We start from the raw sequence: 14,716 nt of genomic DNA, 5'->3' as shown, positions 1-14,716 counted from the left end.
GTGGGTGGTTGCATCCCTGACGTGACCCGCACCCTCCCCTCCGCCCGCGTGGCGCCCGGTCTCGTGCGCGCGCCGCGCCGGGTCGGGGTCGTCCCGGAGTGGGACGCCGCCGCGCTGCGGGTGCTCGCGCATGCCGCGGGGCCGCTGAAGGTCCTCGGCGGTCCGGGCACGGGCAAGACCACGCTGCTGCTCGCCGCCGTCGCGGGGCGGGTGGCCGCGGGGGAGGACCCGGCGCGCACGCTGCTGCTGGTCGGGAGCAGGCGCGCGGCGGGGGAGTTCCGGGAGCGGCTGGCCGATCTCGCCGGCGGTGCCGACCGCACGCTGCGCGAGCCGCTCGTCCGCACCGTCCACTCGTACGCGTTCGGCGTGCTGCGCCTGCACGCCGCCCGCCACGGCGACCCGCCGCCGCGCCTGCTGGCCGGCGCCGAGCAGGACGCCGTGGTGCGCGATCTGCTGGCCGGTGAGCTGTTCGACGAGGTTCCCGGCTCGGGCTGGCCCGACCGGCTGCGTCCCGCGCTCGCCCTGCCCGGGTTCGCCGCCGAGCTGCGTGAGCTGATCCTGCGGGCCGCCGAGCGCGGGCTGGGTCCCGACGAGCTCGCCGGGCTGGGCGAGTTGCACGACGTGGGGGCCTGGAGCGCGGCGGGCCGGTTCTTCCGCACCTACGAGCAGGTCACGCTGCTGCGCGGCGCCGCGGGCCGGGGGGCCCCGCAGGCCACGGCACCCGCGCTCGACGCCGCCGAGCTGGTTTCCGCCGCCCTCGACGCGCTGGCGTCCGATCCCGAGCTGCTCGCCGCCGAGCGGCACCGCGTGCAGCACCTGCTCGTCGACGACGCCCAGGACCTCGATCCCCAGCAGATGGAACTGGTGCGGGCGCTCGGTTCCACCGCCCGCACCGTGCTGCTCGCGGGCGACCCCGACCAGGCCGTCCTCAACTTCCGCGGGGCCGACCCCACGGGGATGACCGCGATCGAGGCCGACACGGTCGTACTCGGTGTCGACCACCGCAGCGCCCCCGCCGTGCGAGCGGCCGGGGCGCGGTTGGCCGCCCGGCTGCCCGGGGCCGGTCCGGGTCGTCGGCGCGTCGGTCCGCCGGGCGAGGCCGGTCCGCCGGGCCCGGCGGATCTGGCCGCGCCGTCCGGTTCGGCCGATGTGGCCGGGCCGCCGGGCCCGGCGGATGTGGCCGCGCGGTCCGGTTCGGCGGATGTGGCCGGGCCGTCGGACGCGGCGGAGCCGCCGACCGCCGGAGCGCCCACCCAGGACGGCGTCGTCGACGTCCGCATCTTCGCCTCCGCCGCCCAGGAGGCGGGCTGGGTGGCCGACCGGCTGCGCCGCGCCCACCTCACCGACGGTGTGCCGTGGTCGCGGATGGCGGTGCTGTCGCGGTCCACCCGCCGCTCGTTGCCCACGCTGCGCCGCGCGCTCCTCGCAGCCGGTGTCCCGATCGCCGCCCCGCCCGACGAGCTGCCCACCGCCCGTCAGCCCGCCGTCGTGCCGCTGCTCATGGTGCTGCGCTACGCCGCCCGCCCCCAGGAGCTCGACGCCGACGCCGCCACGGCCCTGCTCACGTCCCCGCTGGGCTCGGCCGACCCGATGCGGATGCGCCGCCTGCGCCGCGGCCTGCTCCGGCTGCACGCGGGAGGCCCCGACGCCGAGTCCGGCGAGGGGTCCGATCCCCTCCTCGTCGACGCCCTGCGCGCCGCCGCCCGCGGCCGGCCCGACCCGCTGTCGGCCCTCCCGGCCAACGAGACCGCCCCACTGCGCCGCGTCGGGGCCCTGCTGGCGCTCGCAGGCGAGGCCGTGCGCGACGGCGAGAGCGCCGAGGAGGTGCTCTGGCGGGTGTGGCAGCGGTGCGGGCTGGGGCAGCGGTGGAGCGAGTCCAGTGCGCGGGGCGGCCCGGCGGGCGCCGCGGCCGACCGCGACCTCGACGCCGTCCTCGCCCTGTTCGACGCCGCCGCGCGGCACGCCGACCGGTTGCCGGGCGCAGGCGTCGTCGGCTTCACCGAGTACCTCACCGAGCAGCACCTGCCCAGCGACTCGCTCGCCGCCCGCGCACCCCACAGCGACGCTGTCGTGCTGCTCACCGCGCACGCCGCCCGCGGCCGGGAGTGGGACGTCGTCGCGGTGCCTGGGGTGCAGGAGGGGGCCTGGCCCGATCTGCGGCTGCGCGGGAGCCTGCTCGGCAACGAGCGGCTGGTCGATCTCGTGGCCGGGGTCGCGGCGCCGCAGGAGACGGTCTCGCGGATGGCTCCGCTGCTGGCCGAGGAGCGGCGGCTGTTCTACTCCGCGTGCACCCGAGCCCGCACGATGTTGCTGGTCAGCGGTGTGCAGGGGGAGGACGAGCAGCCCTCGCGCTTCCTCGACGAGCTCGATCCCCTGCCTGCGGAGAAGGCCGAGCGGGCGGTGCACCGCCCGGGGCGCTCGCTCGTGCTCGCGGAGCTGGTCGGGGAGCTTCGCCGGGCGGTCTGCGACCCCGTCGCCGATCCGGCGCGGCACGCCCGCGCGGCGGCGTCGCTCGCCCGCCTCGCCGAGGCCGGCGTGCCCGGGGCCCATCCCGACCAGTGGTACGGCCTCGCGCCGCTCTCGGCGCAGGCCCCGCTGCGTGAGCCCGGCGAGGTCGTGCCGGTGTCGCCGTCCGACGTCGAGAAGATCCTGCGCTGCCCGCTGCGGTGGGTGCTGGAGCGCCACGGGGGGAGCGACAACGGGGCACTCGCGGCGATCACCGGGTCGCTGGTGCACGCGCTCGTCCAGGCCGCGGCGGCGGGCGCGGAACAGGGGGAGCTGGAGACGGCCCTGCAGGCGGCGTGGGCCCGGCTCGACGCGGGAGCGCCGTGGTTCGGCCGCCGCGAGCTCGTCCGCGTCCGCGGGATGCTCGCGGCGTTCGACGAGTGGGTGCGGTCGAGCCGCGCCGACGGGCTGCGGCTGGTCGCCGTCGAGCAGGCGGTGCAGCTCGACCTGCCGCCCGACGAGGTCGAGGTCGGCACCCCCGGGCCCTGGCTGCGGCTCAGGGGCCGCGTCGACCGCCTGGAGGCCGACGCCGAGGGCCGACCGGTCGTGATCGACGTGAAGACGGGCAAGACGGCGGTGAGCGCCCGCGCGGCAGCGGAGCACCCGCAGCTCGCGGTGTACCAGCTGGCCGCCGCGCTCGGTGCGTTCGGCGACCTCGTCGATGCCGCGGCCGGCCCGGGCGGTGCCCGCCTGGTCTACGTCGCCGACCGCAAGGCCGGCGGGGAGGCGAAGGAGCCCGCTCAGCCCCCGCTCGACGAGGACGGCGTCCAGCTGTGGCGGGCGGTGGTGCGTGATGCGGGGGTGCAGTCGTCGGGATCGGTGTTCGTCGCACGCCTGGGCCCCGACTGCGACCGCTGCCCGGTCCACACCAGCTGTCCCGCCCACGGCGCCGGCCGCCCGGTCACGGAGGCGTGATGCGCCACGCGCCGTCACGCCGGCCGGGCTCGTACGGAGGTCCGTGTGCCCGCACACAGGGCCGGACCTGTGTGCCGCCCCCCGCACCCGTGTGCGGGCGGCGGGACGGGTAGGAACAACCGGTGCTCCTCACCCCCCGCGCGCTGGCGACGGCCCTCGGCGTCGACCCGCCGACCGAGGAGCAGGCCGCCGTCATCTCCGCCCCGCCGCGCCCGGCCCTCGTCGTCGCGGGGGCGGGGGCGGGCAAGACCGAGACGATGGCCGCGCGGGTCGTCTGGCTCGTCGCCACCGGTGAGGTGCTGCCCGAGCAGGTCCTCGGCCTGACGTTCACCCGTAAGGCCGCGCAGCAGCTCGGGGCCCGGGTGCGGTCGCGGCTGCGGCGGCTCGCAGGGACGCGCCTGCTCGACGAGCTCGACCCCAGCGGCGAGCGCCGCGCGGCCGTGCTGGCCGGGGAGCCGACCGTGTCCACCTACCACGCCTACGCCGGGCGCCTGGTCGGCGAGCACGCGCTGCGCCTGCCCGCGGAGCCTGCGGCGCGGCTGCTCAGCCAGACCGCGGCGTGGCAGCTCGCGCACCGCGTCGTCAGCACCTGGGCCGACGACCTCGACATCGACCGGGTGCCCGCCACCGTCACCGGCTACCTGCTCTCGCTCGCGGGTGAGCTGGGCGAGCACCTCGTCGAGACCGACGCCGTGCGCATCCACGCCGAGCGCCTCGTCGAGACGCTGTCGTCGGCGCCCCGCGGGAAGGGGCAGCGGGCCGAGCCGTCGCTCACCTACAAGCGCTGGATCGACGCCCAGCGGATGCGGCTCGAGCTGCTGCCGCTGGTGGAGGCGTTCGCGGCGCGCAAGCGGGCGGAGCGGGCCGTCGACTTCTCCGACCAGCTCGCCATCGCGGCCCGCGTCGCGGAGAGCCACCCCGAGGTCGGGGAGACCGAGCGGGCCACCTACCGCGCGGTGCTGCTCGACGAGTACCAGGACACCGGCCACGCCCAACGGGTGCTGCTGCGGGCGCTGTTCGGCACGGTGCCCGGCGAGCCGGTGCGCGCCGACGGGCCCTCGGTCACGGCGGTGGGTGACCCGTGCCAGTCGATCTACGGGTGGCGCGGCGCGAGCGCGGGCAACCTCGTCCGCTTCCGCACCGACTTCCCCGCCGCGCCGGACGAGCCCGCCGACGAGTTCGGCCTCCTCACGAGCTTCCGCAACCCCGCCGAGGTGCTCGCGCTGGCCAACGCGGTGTCCGAGCCGCTGCGGTCGGCACCGGGGGCCGTCGGCGTCGGGGAGCTGCGGGCCGGGTCCACCGAGGTGCGCGGCGACGTGCGGGTGGCGTTGCTGCCCGACGTCGCCACCGAGGTGGGTTGGCTGGCCGACGCGATCGCGGAGCAGTGGACCGACGAGCGCACCCCCAGCTCCGCGGTGCTCGTGCGCCGCCGCGCCGACATGGACGCGGTCGCCGACGCGCTGCGCTCGCGTGGGCTCCCGGTCGAGGTCGTCGGGCTGGGTGGGTTGATCGACACTCCGGAGGTGCGCGACCTGGTCAGCGCGCTCAAACTCGTCGCCGACCCGTTGGCCGGGCCGTCGGCGATCCGCCTGCTCACCGGGGCCCGCTGGCGCCTCGGCGTCGCCGACCTCGCCGCCCTGTGGGCCCGCGCGCGTGAGCTGGTGCCCGGGTCACCCCCGCGGTCCGGCCCGCTGACGCCTGCAGAGCTCGCGATGGGGGCGCTGCCCGCCGAGCAGGCCGAGCAGGCGGGCCTGGTCGACGCCCTCGACGACCCGGGCGACCCGGCCCGCTACACGGCGGCGGGCCACGACCGGATCGTGCGGCTGGGCCGTGAGCTGAGCTGGCTCCGTGCCCGCGCGGCGGCCCCGCTCACCGACCTGGTCGCCGACGCCGAACGCCTGCTGCTGCTCGACGCCGAGTCCGCCGCCCGCCCCGGCCCGGTCGGCCGCACCCACCTCGACGCGTTCGCCGACGTCGTCGCCGAGTTCGCCTCCGGCGCCGAGGTGGCCACGCTGCCCGCCCTGCTCGACTACCTCGACACCGCGGAGCAGGCCGAGGACGGGCTCACCCCGGGCGACGTCGAGGTCGCGCAGGACCGCGTCCAGGTGCTCACCGTGCACGCCGCGAAAGGATTGGAGTGGCAGGTCGTGGCCGTGCCGCACCTCGTCACCCAGGTCTTCCCCGGCCGCAAGATCGGCGGTACCTGGCTCACCGACCCCTCCGAGCTCCCGGTGTCGCTGCGCGGCGACGCGATCGACCTCCCCGGGCTCGACCTGTCCGCGAGCACCGACCGCAAGCAGGTGGAGAACGCGGTCAGGACCCACTCCGAGTCCCTCGACGAGCGCCGCCTCACCGAGGAACGGCGGCTGTTCTACGTCGCGCTCACGCGCAGCGAGCGGGTGCTGCTGGTGTCCGGGCACCGCTGGCCCGCGGCGGGGGAGAAGCCGAAGGATCCCTCCGAGTTCCTGGAGCAGATCCGGCTGGCCGTGCCGGAGTGCGTCGAGCAGTGGGCCGACCCGCCGGAGGACGGCGCGGCCAACCCCGCGATCGTCGACGGGCCGGGCCTGCCCTGGCCGCTCGACCCCCTCGGCGCCCGGTCGGCCGACGTCCACGCCGGGGCCGACCGCGTCCGGGCCGCCCTGGCCGACCTCGACGCCGCCCGCACCGCCCGGGCCGACGCCGCCGACCCGGGGTCCCAACTGGAGCTGCTCGACGTCCCCGCCCCGGTGATCCCCGCCCCGGAGGTCCCCGCCCCGGAGGTCCCCGCCCCGGAGGTCCCCGTCCCGGAGGTCCCCGCCCCGGAGACCGTCGGTCCGGACGGTCGGCATCCCGAGGACCCAGGCCCGGAGGAGCCCGACCCCGACGAGCCCGAACCCGTCGAACCCGGCGGCGGTGCCGGGTTCGACCCGGCCGATCCCGAGGGCTGGGCCGCCGACGTCGAGATCCTGCTCGCCGAGCGGGCCGCCGCCCGCGCCCGGCCGACCGTCGCGCTGCCGGCGCAGCTGACCGTCAGCCAGCTCGTCGAGCTCGCTGCCGACCCGGCGACGCTGGCCTCGCGCCTGCGCCGCCCCCTGCCCCTGCCGCCGAACCCGCACACCCGCCGAGGCACCGCGTTCCACGCCTGGCTCGAGCAGCGCTTCGGCGCGGCGCAGCTGCTCGACCTCGACGAACTGCCCGGTGCGGCCGACGAGGACGCGGTGTCCGACGACTCGCTCGCCGAGCTGCAGGAGGCGTTCCTGGCCAGTGAGTGGGCGGAGCGGCGGCCGGTCGAGGTGGAGGTGCCGTTCGAGACGATCGTCGCCGGGGTGGGGGTGCGCGGCCGGATGGATGCGGTGTTCGGCGACCCCGACGGTGGCTGGACGGTCGTCGACTGGAAGACCGGCGCCCTGCCCGACGACGCCCGGCTCCCGGCCCTGTCGGTGCAGCTCGCTGCGTACCGGCTGGCCTGGGCAGCGCTGGTCGGGTGCCCGCCCGAGCAGGTCCGGGCGGCGTTCCACTACGTGCGCGCCGACGTCACGGTCCGCCCGGCCGATCTCCTCGACGCCGCGGGCCTACGTGGGCTGCTGGAGTCGGTGCCTACAGCAGGGAGTCCAGCTTCGTGACGGTGTTCCAGTTCCGCGCGGTGACGGTGATGCCGAGGTGCTTCTCGGCGAACGCGGCCAGGGGTGGCGCGGCGAGCAACCCGTCCGGGCACCACTGGTAGATCACCCGCGGACCGAGTGCGGCTCCGTCCGGATCGAGGGCCGCGACGTCGTGCTCGGCGAGCAGTGCGGGGTCGGGCGTCGCGGACAGGACGTGCGCCATCATCCGTGACCCGTTCGTCGCCACCTCGGCGAACGGGTTCCCGTCGACGATCGCGCGCAGCTCGTCCGCGGTGAGCACGACGGTGCGGACCTCGAACCCGAAGCGCCCGCGCAGGGCCGCCTCGATCCGCGGCACGTGTTCGCCGTCGGGCCCGCTGACGGTGGCGTTCCCGCTGTTGAGGTGGGTGCGGACGGCGGAGAATCCGAGTTCGCCGAGCAGGTCCCGCAGGTCCGCCATCGCGAGCCGCTTCGCGGTGCCCACGTTGATCCCGCGCAGCAGCACGACGAACCGGGTCATGCGGCCAGCCTAGTTCGCCGTCGGTTCGCGGAGATCGGTCCGCGCCGCCCGAAACGGCCCTCGGAAGGGCCTCCGTGCACGGACGATCACGATCTTGCCGGCCGAGACGCGTCGTCGACGGGGTGCAGCGGGTGGGCGGCCCCGGCGATGCCGTCGGAGTGCGGGCGTCGGCGGGCTACCGCGCGTCGCGGCGGACCTTCAGAGCCCAGAGGACGAGCAGGATCTGCAGCGGCAGCCGCCCGTAGGCGATGGCCTGCTCGCCGACGGAGCGGTCGGACCAGTCGATGGCCATCTTGATGTTCGCCGGGAACACCGCGACGAACAGCGCCGCGGCCGCGAGCCCGCCGAGGCGCCGGGTGCGCGGCACGGCGACGGCGCCGGCGACGCCGAGCTCCGCGGCACCGGAGGCGTAGGTCCAGAACCGGGCCGTGCCGGGCAGCTGCCCGGGAACCATCGAGTCGAAGAAGTCGGGGGCCACGAAGTGGGTGAATCCGGCGGCGGCGAGGAAGCCGGCGAGTGCGATAGCGGCGCGGGAGTTCACGCCGGTGATCGTCGCACGGGCGTCGCGGGCTACCCTCCGCGCGTGAGGAGCGAGGTGCGCCGCCGGCCGATCGCCGACCCGACGCTGGTCGGTCCGGTGCGGATGCCCGATTCGACGGTCACGCCGCTGGTGTCGTTGCTCCGCAGGCTGGCGATCGCGATGGGGGCGCTCGTCGCCACCGCACTGATCGTCTACTTCGGTCGCGACGGCTACATCGACAACAACGCCGAGGGCAGCCCGATCAGCCTGCTCGACGCGTTCTACTACTCGACGGTCTCCGTCTCGACCACCGGTTACGGCGACATCGTGCCGGTCAGCGACGCGGCCCGGCTGTGGACCACGATCGTCGTCACGCCGCTGCGGTTGATCTTCCTCATCACGTTCGTCGGGACCACCGTCGAGCTGCTCACCGAACGCTCCCGGCAGTCCTTCCGGATCGAGCGCTGGAGGTCCAGGTTGCGCGACCACACCATCGTCGTCGGCTACGGCACGAAGGGGCGCGCCGCCGTGGAGACCCTCCTCGGCGACGACAAGCGGCCCGACGACATCATCGTCGTCGACACCGACCGCGCCCAGCTCGACGCGGCGTCCGCACTCGGGCTGGTCACCGTCACCGGCAACGCGACCCGGTCGAGCGTGTTGCGGATCGCGGGGGTGGCGCACGCGTCGGCGATCATCGTCGCGACGAACCGCGACGACACCGCCGTGCTGGTCACGCTCACCGCCCGCGAGCTCTCCCCGACCATCCGGATCGTCGCGGCGGTGCGGGAGTCGGAGAACGTGCACCTGCTGCGGCAGTCGGGCGCGAACTCGGTCGTGGTCTCGGCGGAGACGGCGGGGCGGCTGCTCGGGGCGGCGACCACGAGCCCGAACGTCGTCGAGGTCGTCGAGGACCTGCTGACGCCCGACGCCGGCTTCGCGATCAGCGAGCGCGAGGTGGAGGAGGCCGAGGTCGGCGGTTCGCCGCGGCACCTGGGCGACATCGTGCTGGCCGTGGTGCGCGGCGACACGCTGCACCGCGTCGACTCGTCGAAGGTCGACTCCCTCGACCGCGGCGACCGCCTGCTCTACGTCCGCAAGGCCACCCCGCCCGACGAGGACTGACCCCACCCCCGCGGGTCGGGGTCTCGTGGTGGCCGAGTCGGGTTCAGCCCGTGAGCAGCGCCCGGGGGGTCGCCCCGACTCGCGCGTGGCAACAGCCCGACTCGCGGACCGCGAGGGCCCGACTCGCGGGCAGGGAGAGCCCGACTGGCGGGTGTCAGGGGGTGGGGAGGGTCAGGGTGAACGTGGCGCCCCGACCGGCCGGGATGTCGGCGTGGCGCAGGTCCCCGCCGTGGGCCCTCGCGATGCCCCTGGCGATCGCCAGCCCCAGACCCGCGCCCCCGTCGTGGGCCGTGCGGGCCTCGTCGAGGCGCACCAGCCGGTCGAAGATGCGCTCGCGGTCGGCGGGCGGGACACCGGGTCCGTCGTCGGACACCTGTACCTGCGCGCCGGGGCCCACCTGCACCGACACCGCGCCGTAGCGCTGTGCGTTGTCGAGCAGGTTGGCGATCACCTGGGCGAGGCGGGCCGGGTCGGCGAGCACGGTGACGGGGGTGCCGGCGACCTCGATCGTCCGGTCCGGCGCCCGCAGCCGCACGCGGTCGGCCTCGGTCCGGGTCAGCGCGAGCAGCTCGACGGGCTCGCGGCGCAGCTCGATGCCGGCGTCGATGCGGGCGAGTGCGAGCAGGTCGTCGACCAGCCGTCCGGCGCGATCGCTCTCGCGCAGCAGCAGCAGGTGCAGGCGGTCGCGCTCCTCGGCGTCGAGCCCGGGGGAGACGGCCGCCTCGGCCACCGCGCGCACCCCGGCGAGCGGGGTGCGCAGCTCGTGCGCGGCGTCGGCGACGAACCGCCGAGTCCGCGCCTCGGACTCCCTGGCCTGGCGTTCCGCACCCTCCAGCTCGTCGAGCATGTCGTCGAACGCGGCGGCGGTGCGTCCGAGCTCGGTGTCGGTGCGCGCAGGGGCGAGCCGGCGGCCGCGGTCGCCGCGGGTGATGGACCGGGCGAGCGCGGTCATGTCGTCGAGCGGGGCGAGCGCGACGCGGGTGGTCAGCAGCATCACGACCCCGGCGAGGGCGAGCCCGCCGACGCTCAGCAGGAACAGCGTGCGGCGCAGGCGCTGCTGGGCGGAGGTGACGCCGTCGTCCACGGCCACCAGCGTGAGCTGCGACCCGTCGGCGAGGGGCCGGCGCAGGACGTCGTCGTCGCCGCGGCCCCGGCCCCGCCGGTCGCCGTACACCTCCCCGTCGGCGGCCACCAGCACCGCCCGGATCCCCGGCGCCTCCACCTGCCGAGCGATCTCCGCGGCGTCGACGCCCCGACCCACCAGCTCCCCGGCGAGAGCGGCACGCACCGTGAGCTGGCCGCGCAGGTCCGCCCGGCTCTGCGCGGTGAACACGACGTCGGTGAGCACCCCGACGACGAGCAGCACCGCCGCCAGCACCAGCAGGCTCAGCGCGGTGACGCGGGCGCGCAGCGAGTGCCGGTTCACGCCTCTGCCCGCAGCACGTACCCGAGCCCGCGGACGGTGTGCAGCAGCCGCGGCTCGCCGAGCTTGCGCCGCAGCGCGGAGACGTGCACCTCGACCAGGTTCGGGTCGTACTCGGTGTAGCCCCACACGCGCGTGAGGATCTGCCCCTTGCCGACGACGCGGCCGCGCTGGGTGGCGAGGTAGTCGAGCAGTCGCAGCTCGGTGGCCGTCAGCTCGATCGGCACCCCGGCCCGGCTGACGGCCCCGGCGGCGGCGTCGACGAGCAGGTCGCCCACCTCCACCGTCGACGGCGTGCGCCCCATCCGCCGCAGCACCGCCGTCACCCGCGCCACCAGTTCGGCCAGCGCGAACGGCTTCACGACGTAGTCGTCGGCGCCGCCGTGCAGGCCGCGCAGCCGGTCTTCGACGCCGTCGCGCGCGGTCAGCATCAGGACCCCGGCGTCGCTGTGCCTGCGCACGACCTCCAGCAGCGCGAACCCGTCGCGGCCGGGGAGCATGACGTCGAGGACGACGAGGTCGGGACGGAACGTCTCGAGGTCGCGCTCCAGCGCGCTGCCGTCGACGCGGCCCGCCGCGTCGAACCCGGCGGCCGTCAGCCCGCTCAGCACGGCGGTGCGGATCGCCTCGGCGTCCTCGACGACCAGCACGCGCGCTCCCACACCGCCATCCTGCCCGCCCGCCGCTGAAGATCGGCTGAAGGAGCGCCTGTCTTCAGGGTCCGGTCAGGTTCGGGCAGCAGGCTCGGCAGCGTCACCCCGACGACCCGAGGAGCCCCGATGACCGCCCCCGAAGCCCCCACCCGACGCTGGCGACGGCCGCGCGGCCGCGCGCTGGTGATCGGCGCCGTCGTGCTGGCGGTGCTGATCGTCGCTGCCGTCGTCGCCGCACTGCTGATCCCCGGCGGCGGCCCTGGCCGCGACGGGCGGGACGGCCGCGGGGGACCGGAGATCGGTCTGACCGGCGAGTCCGGCGAGCTCGGCGACGGTCCCGGCCGGGGGCCGAGGGGTGAGCGCGACCGCGACGGGCTGGGCGAGGGCCCCGTCCTCATCGGATCCGTCGTCTCGACGGCGGAGGGCACGCTCGTCGTCACCCCCGACGGCGGCGCGCAGCGCACCCTGCGCACGAACGACGACACCCGCGTCCGCGGAGCCGGCAACGCCGCACTCGGGGACCTGACGGCGGGGGAGCGCGTGGTCGTCCGCGTCGACGGGACGGGTGACGCCGCGACCGCCGTCGCGATCCTCACGCCGCAGGCGCGCGTCACCGGCACCGTCACCGCGCTCACCGGCACGAGCGCGACGGTGGTCGCCGCCGACGGCCGCACCGTCACCGCCGACCTCACCGCGCTCGCCCAGCAGCCCGTCGTCGGCGACGTCGTGGTGCTCACCGGTACCGTCGTCGACGGCTCGACGCTGACCGCCGACGGCGTCCGGTTCCTGCCCCGCGCGAGCTGACCTCGTGCGCGGACGAGGCGGCCGGGGCAGCCGTTTCCGCTCACGGGCGGCGCAGCCGCTCCCGCACCACCGACGCGGCGGCCGCCCGTAGTGCGCCCCCCGGACCCAGGGCCGAGAGACGCACCTCCACATCGGACCGGTGCACGACCCGCTCGCCGAGCCGGTCGTGCACCGCGGCGCGCAGGGGCTCCCCGAGCCGGGGGTAGATCCCCCCGAGCACGACGACCGGCACGTCCAGCAGGTTGACGGCGCCGGCCAGCGCGATGCCCAGAGCGCGGGCGGCCCCGTTGAGGACGTGTGCGGGCAGGGCGTCGAGGTCGGTGGTGCGGCCCGCGCGCAGCAGCGCCTCCTGGCCCGCGACCTGTTCCAGGCAGCCGTGCCCGCCGCACCGGCAGTTCGGTCCGTCCGGGTCGACGACGACGTGCCCGAGCTCCCCCGCGCGCCCGCCGGCCCCGCGGAACAGCTGTCCGCCCAGCACGATCCCCGCCCCGACCCCGACGCCCCCGGAGACGTACAGCGCGTCCGGTGGGCCGTCGGCGAACCACAGCTCGGCGAGCGCGGCGAGGTCGGCCTCGTTCGCGGTGCTCACGGGTAGGCCGTCGAACTCGGGTCCGACGACGGTGCCGGACCACTGCGGCAGGTTCGGTGCCCGCGCGACGACGCCGTCGTCCCCGACCACGCCGGGCACCGCCATCGCCGCCCCGACGACGTCCAGCCCGGCCTCGGCGCGGACCGTGCGGGCGAGAGCGAGCGCACGGCCGATGGCCACGCCGGGGTGCGCGTCGCGGTGGGCCGACGGGATCCGGGCCGTGGCCCGCACCGCGCCGGTGAGGTCGACGACGCACGCGGCGACGTGGTCGACCTCGATCTCGATCCCCAGCCCCGCCGGTCCGGACCTGTTGAGCTGCAACGGGTTCGCCGGCCGACCCGGCCCGCTGGGCTCGGCGGCGAGCTCGTCGAGGAGCCCGGCGTCGAGCAGTTCCTCGACGAGTGAGGACACGGTGCCGCGGGTCAGTCCGGTGCGCCCGGCGATCGCGGCCCGCGACACCGGTTCGGCGGCGACGACCTCACCGAGCACGAGCGCGAGGTTGTGCCGCCGGACGTCGCCCCCGGCGGCCCGTGCGCCCGCCCCGCGCGCCGCGAGGCCCCGGCCCGCGGTCACCGCGGCCTCGACCCGGACGTGCGCGACGAGAGCCCGACCGGCGCTCCACCGGACCCCGACCCGCGCACCACCACACGCCGACTCGCGCGCATTCAGGCCCCGACCCGCGGGACGGTCAGGTCGCGGGCCTGCGCGTAGCGCTCGCGCACGGCGGGGGTGGGGGAGGCGTCGAAGGACTCCGTGTCGGCCGCCTCCCACACCGGGGGGGCGGCCGATCCGGCGAGCACCCACGCCGCCTGCCGGGCCGCCCCGTCGGCGACGTACTCGCCGGGGGTCGGCCGCAGCACCGGCCGCCCGAACACCGACGGGGCGATGCGGGCCACCGCGTCGGAGCGGGCCCCGCCGCCGACCAGGAACACCCGGTTGACCGGCACCCCGGCGTCGACCAGTGCGTCGAGGGCGTCGGCGAGCCCGCACAGCAGCCCCTCGACCGACGCCCGGGCCAGGTGCGCCGGGGCGGAACTGCCGAGCGTGAGGCCGTGCAGGGCACCGGTGGAGTCGGGCCGGTTGGGCGTCCGCTCGCCCTCCAGGTACGGCACGAGCACGAGCCCGTCCGATCCGGCCGGGGCCGAGAGGGCGAGGCGGGAGAGTTCCGCGTGGTCGACGCCCAGCAGCATGCCCGCGGCGTCGAGCACCCGCGCGGCGTTGAGCGTGCACACCAGCGGCAGGTGCTCGCCGGTCGCGGAGGCGAACCCGGCGACGATCCCGGTGGCGTCGGCGGTGGGGGTCGGGCTGATCGCCGACACCACGCCCGAGGTACCCAGCGACACCACGACGTCACCGACCTGCGCCCCCAGGCCCAGTGCGGCGCCGGCGTTGTCACCCGCGCCCGGGCCGAGCAGGAGCCCGTCCGGGGTGCGGCCGACGGCCTCGCCCGGTCCGAGGACGCGCGGGAGCAGCACGTCGGACCGGCCCAGCGCCCGTTCCAGCAGGTCGAGGCGGTAGCCGTCCGGGCCCCAGTAGCCGGTGCCGGAGGCGTCGGAGCGGTCGGTGACGAGGTCCTCGAGCGCACCGGTGCCGCGCAGCTTCCACGTCAGCCAGTCGTGCGGCAGGCACACCGCCGCCGTGGTCGCGGCGTTGTCGGGCTCGTGCGTGGCGAGCCAGCGGAGCTTGGTGGCGGTGATCGAGGCGACGGGCACGCTGCCGGTCGCGTCGGCCCACGCCTGCGCGCCCAGCTCGTCGACGAGGTCGCGCGCGGCGTCCGCGGACCGGGTGTCGTTCCACAGCAGCGCCGGACGCACGACGTCACCGGACCCCGACAGGCACACCATCCCGTGCTGCTGGCCCGCGACGGCGATCGCCTCGACGCCGTCGAGCCCGCCCGCCTGCGCGAGTGCCTCCTGCAGCGCCGACCACCACGCGGCCGGATCGACCGACGTACCCGACGGGTGCGGCGCCCGGCCGTGGCGCACGAGCGCGCCCGAGGTGGCGTCCCGGATGACGACCGTGCACGACTGCGTCGACGAGTCGACACCGGCCACGAGCGTCATCAGTGCCCCCTCGTGCGC

At 76.6% G+C, this 14,716-nt stretch carries 10 protein-coding genes; 4 read left to right on the top strand and 6 right to left on the bottom strand.

All coding sequences use genetic code 11. The features are described from left to right. The first annotated feature begins 21 nt into the window (after positions 1–21). Together I4I81_RS19420 and I4I81_RS19415 are read left to right on the top strand one after the other, a co-directional pair. A complete protein-coding gene (locus tag I4I81_RS19420; RefSeq protein ID WP_218603020.1) occupies positions 22–3,420 on the top strand; it encodes an ATP-dependent helicase in 3,399 nt (1,132 codons plus the stop codon). Positions 3,421–3,542: 122 nt separating this feature from the next. Next, positions 3,543–7,022: an ATP-dependent helicase gene (locus I4I81_RS19415; protein WP_218616241.1), complete on the top strand. Its 3,480-nt coding sequence runs from the start codon at positions 3,543–3,545 to the stop codon at positions 7,020–7,022. On the opposite strand, the gene I4I81_RS19410 is transcribed toward I4I81_RS19415, so the two are convergent. Then, positions 6,997–7,521: a DUF1697 domain-containing protein gene (locus I4I81_RS19410; RefSeq protein WP_218606241.1), complete on the bottom strand. Its 525-nt coding sequence runs from the start codon at positions 7,519–7,521 to the stop codon at positions 6,997–6,999. The two genes, I4I81_RS19415 and I4I81_RS19410, sit on opposite strands and share 26 nt — an antisense overlap. A gap of 175 nt (positions 7,522–7,696) precedes the next feature. Then, positions 7,697–8,062: a DoxX family protein gene (locus I4I81_RS19405; protein ID WP_226363459.1), complete on the bottom strand. Its 366-nt coding sequence runs from the start codon at positions 8,060–8,062 to the stop codon at positions 7,697–7,699. A 42-nt stretch (positions 8,063–8,104) separates the two neighbouring features. On the opposite strand from I4I81_RS19405, the gene I4I81_RS19400 reads away from it, so the two are divergent. Continuing rightward, positions 8,105–9,166 (top strand): potassium channel family protein, encoded by a 1,062-nt coding sequence (locus tag I4I81_RS19400; RefSeq protein ID WP_372478322.1) that lies wholly within the window; start codon positions 8,105–8,107, stop codon positions 9,164–9,166. A 154-nt stretch (positions 9,167–9,320) separates the two neighbouring features. Here I4I81_RS19400 and I4I81_RS19395 read toward each other — a convergent pair whose 3' ends face one another. Continuing rightward, positions 9,321–10,592 carry a sensor histidine kinase gene (locus I4I81_RS19395; RefSeq protein WP_218616240.1) on the bottom strand — a complete coding sequence of 424 codons (1,272 nt, stop codon included), beginning with the start codon at positions 10,590–10,592 and terminating at the stop codon, positions 9,321–9,323. Next, entirely contained in the window at positions 10,589–11,251 is a 663-nt protein-coding gene (locus I4I81_RS19390; protein ID WP_218606394.1) for a response regulator transcription factor, read from the bottom strand. Before I4I81_RS19390 ends, I4I81_RS19395 begins: the two co-directional genes overlap by 4 nt. 117 nt (positions 11,252–11,368) lie before the next feature. On the opposite strand from I4I81_RS19390, the gene I4I81_RS19385 reads away from it, so the two are divergent. Next, complete coding sequence (locus I4I81_RS19385) at positions 11,369–12,046, top strand: hypothetical protein (protein WP_218616239.1); 678 nt, start codon at positions 11,369–11,371, stop codon at positions 12,044–12,046. A 40-nt stretch (positions 12,047–12,086) separates the two neighbouring features. Here the strand turns inward: I4I81_RS19385 and I4I81_RS19380 are convergent, their stop codons facing one another. Then, entirely contained in the window at positions 12,087–13,208 is a 1,122-nt protein-coding gene (locus tag I4I81_RS19380; RefSeq protein ID WP_218616238.1) for an ROK family transcriptional regulator, read from the bottom strand. A gap of 92 nt (positions 13,209–13,300) precedes the next feature. Further along, positions 13,301–14,698, bottom strand: a complete 1,398-nt coding sequence (locus I4I81_RS19375; protein WP_218601856.1) for a xylulokinase — start codon at positions 14,696–14,698, stop codon at positions 13,301–13,303. Positions 14,699–14,716: the final 18 nt, after the last annotated feature.

Source organism: Pseudonocardia abyssalis, assembly GCF_019263705.2.
In the GTDB taxonomy this organism is placed as follows: Bacteria; Actinomycetota; Actinomycetes; order Mycobacteriales; family Pseudonocardiaceae; genus Pseudonocardia; species Pseudonocardia abyssalis.
This window is presented reverse-complemented; position numbering and strand designations above follow the sequence as displayed.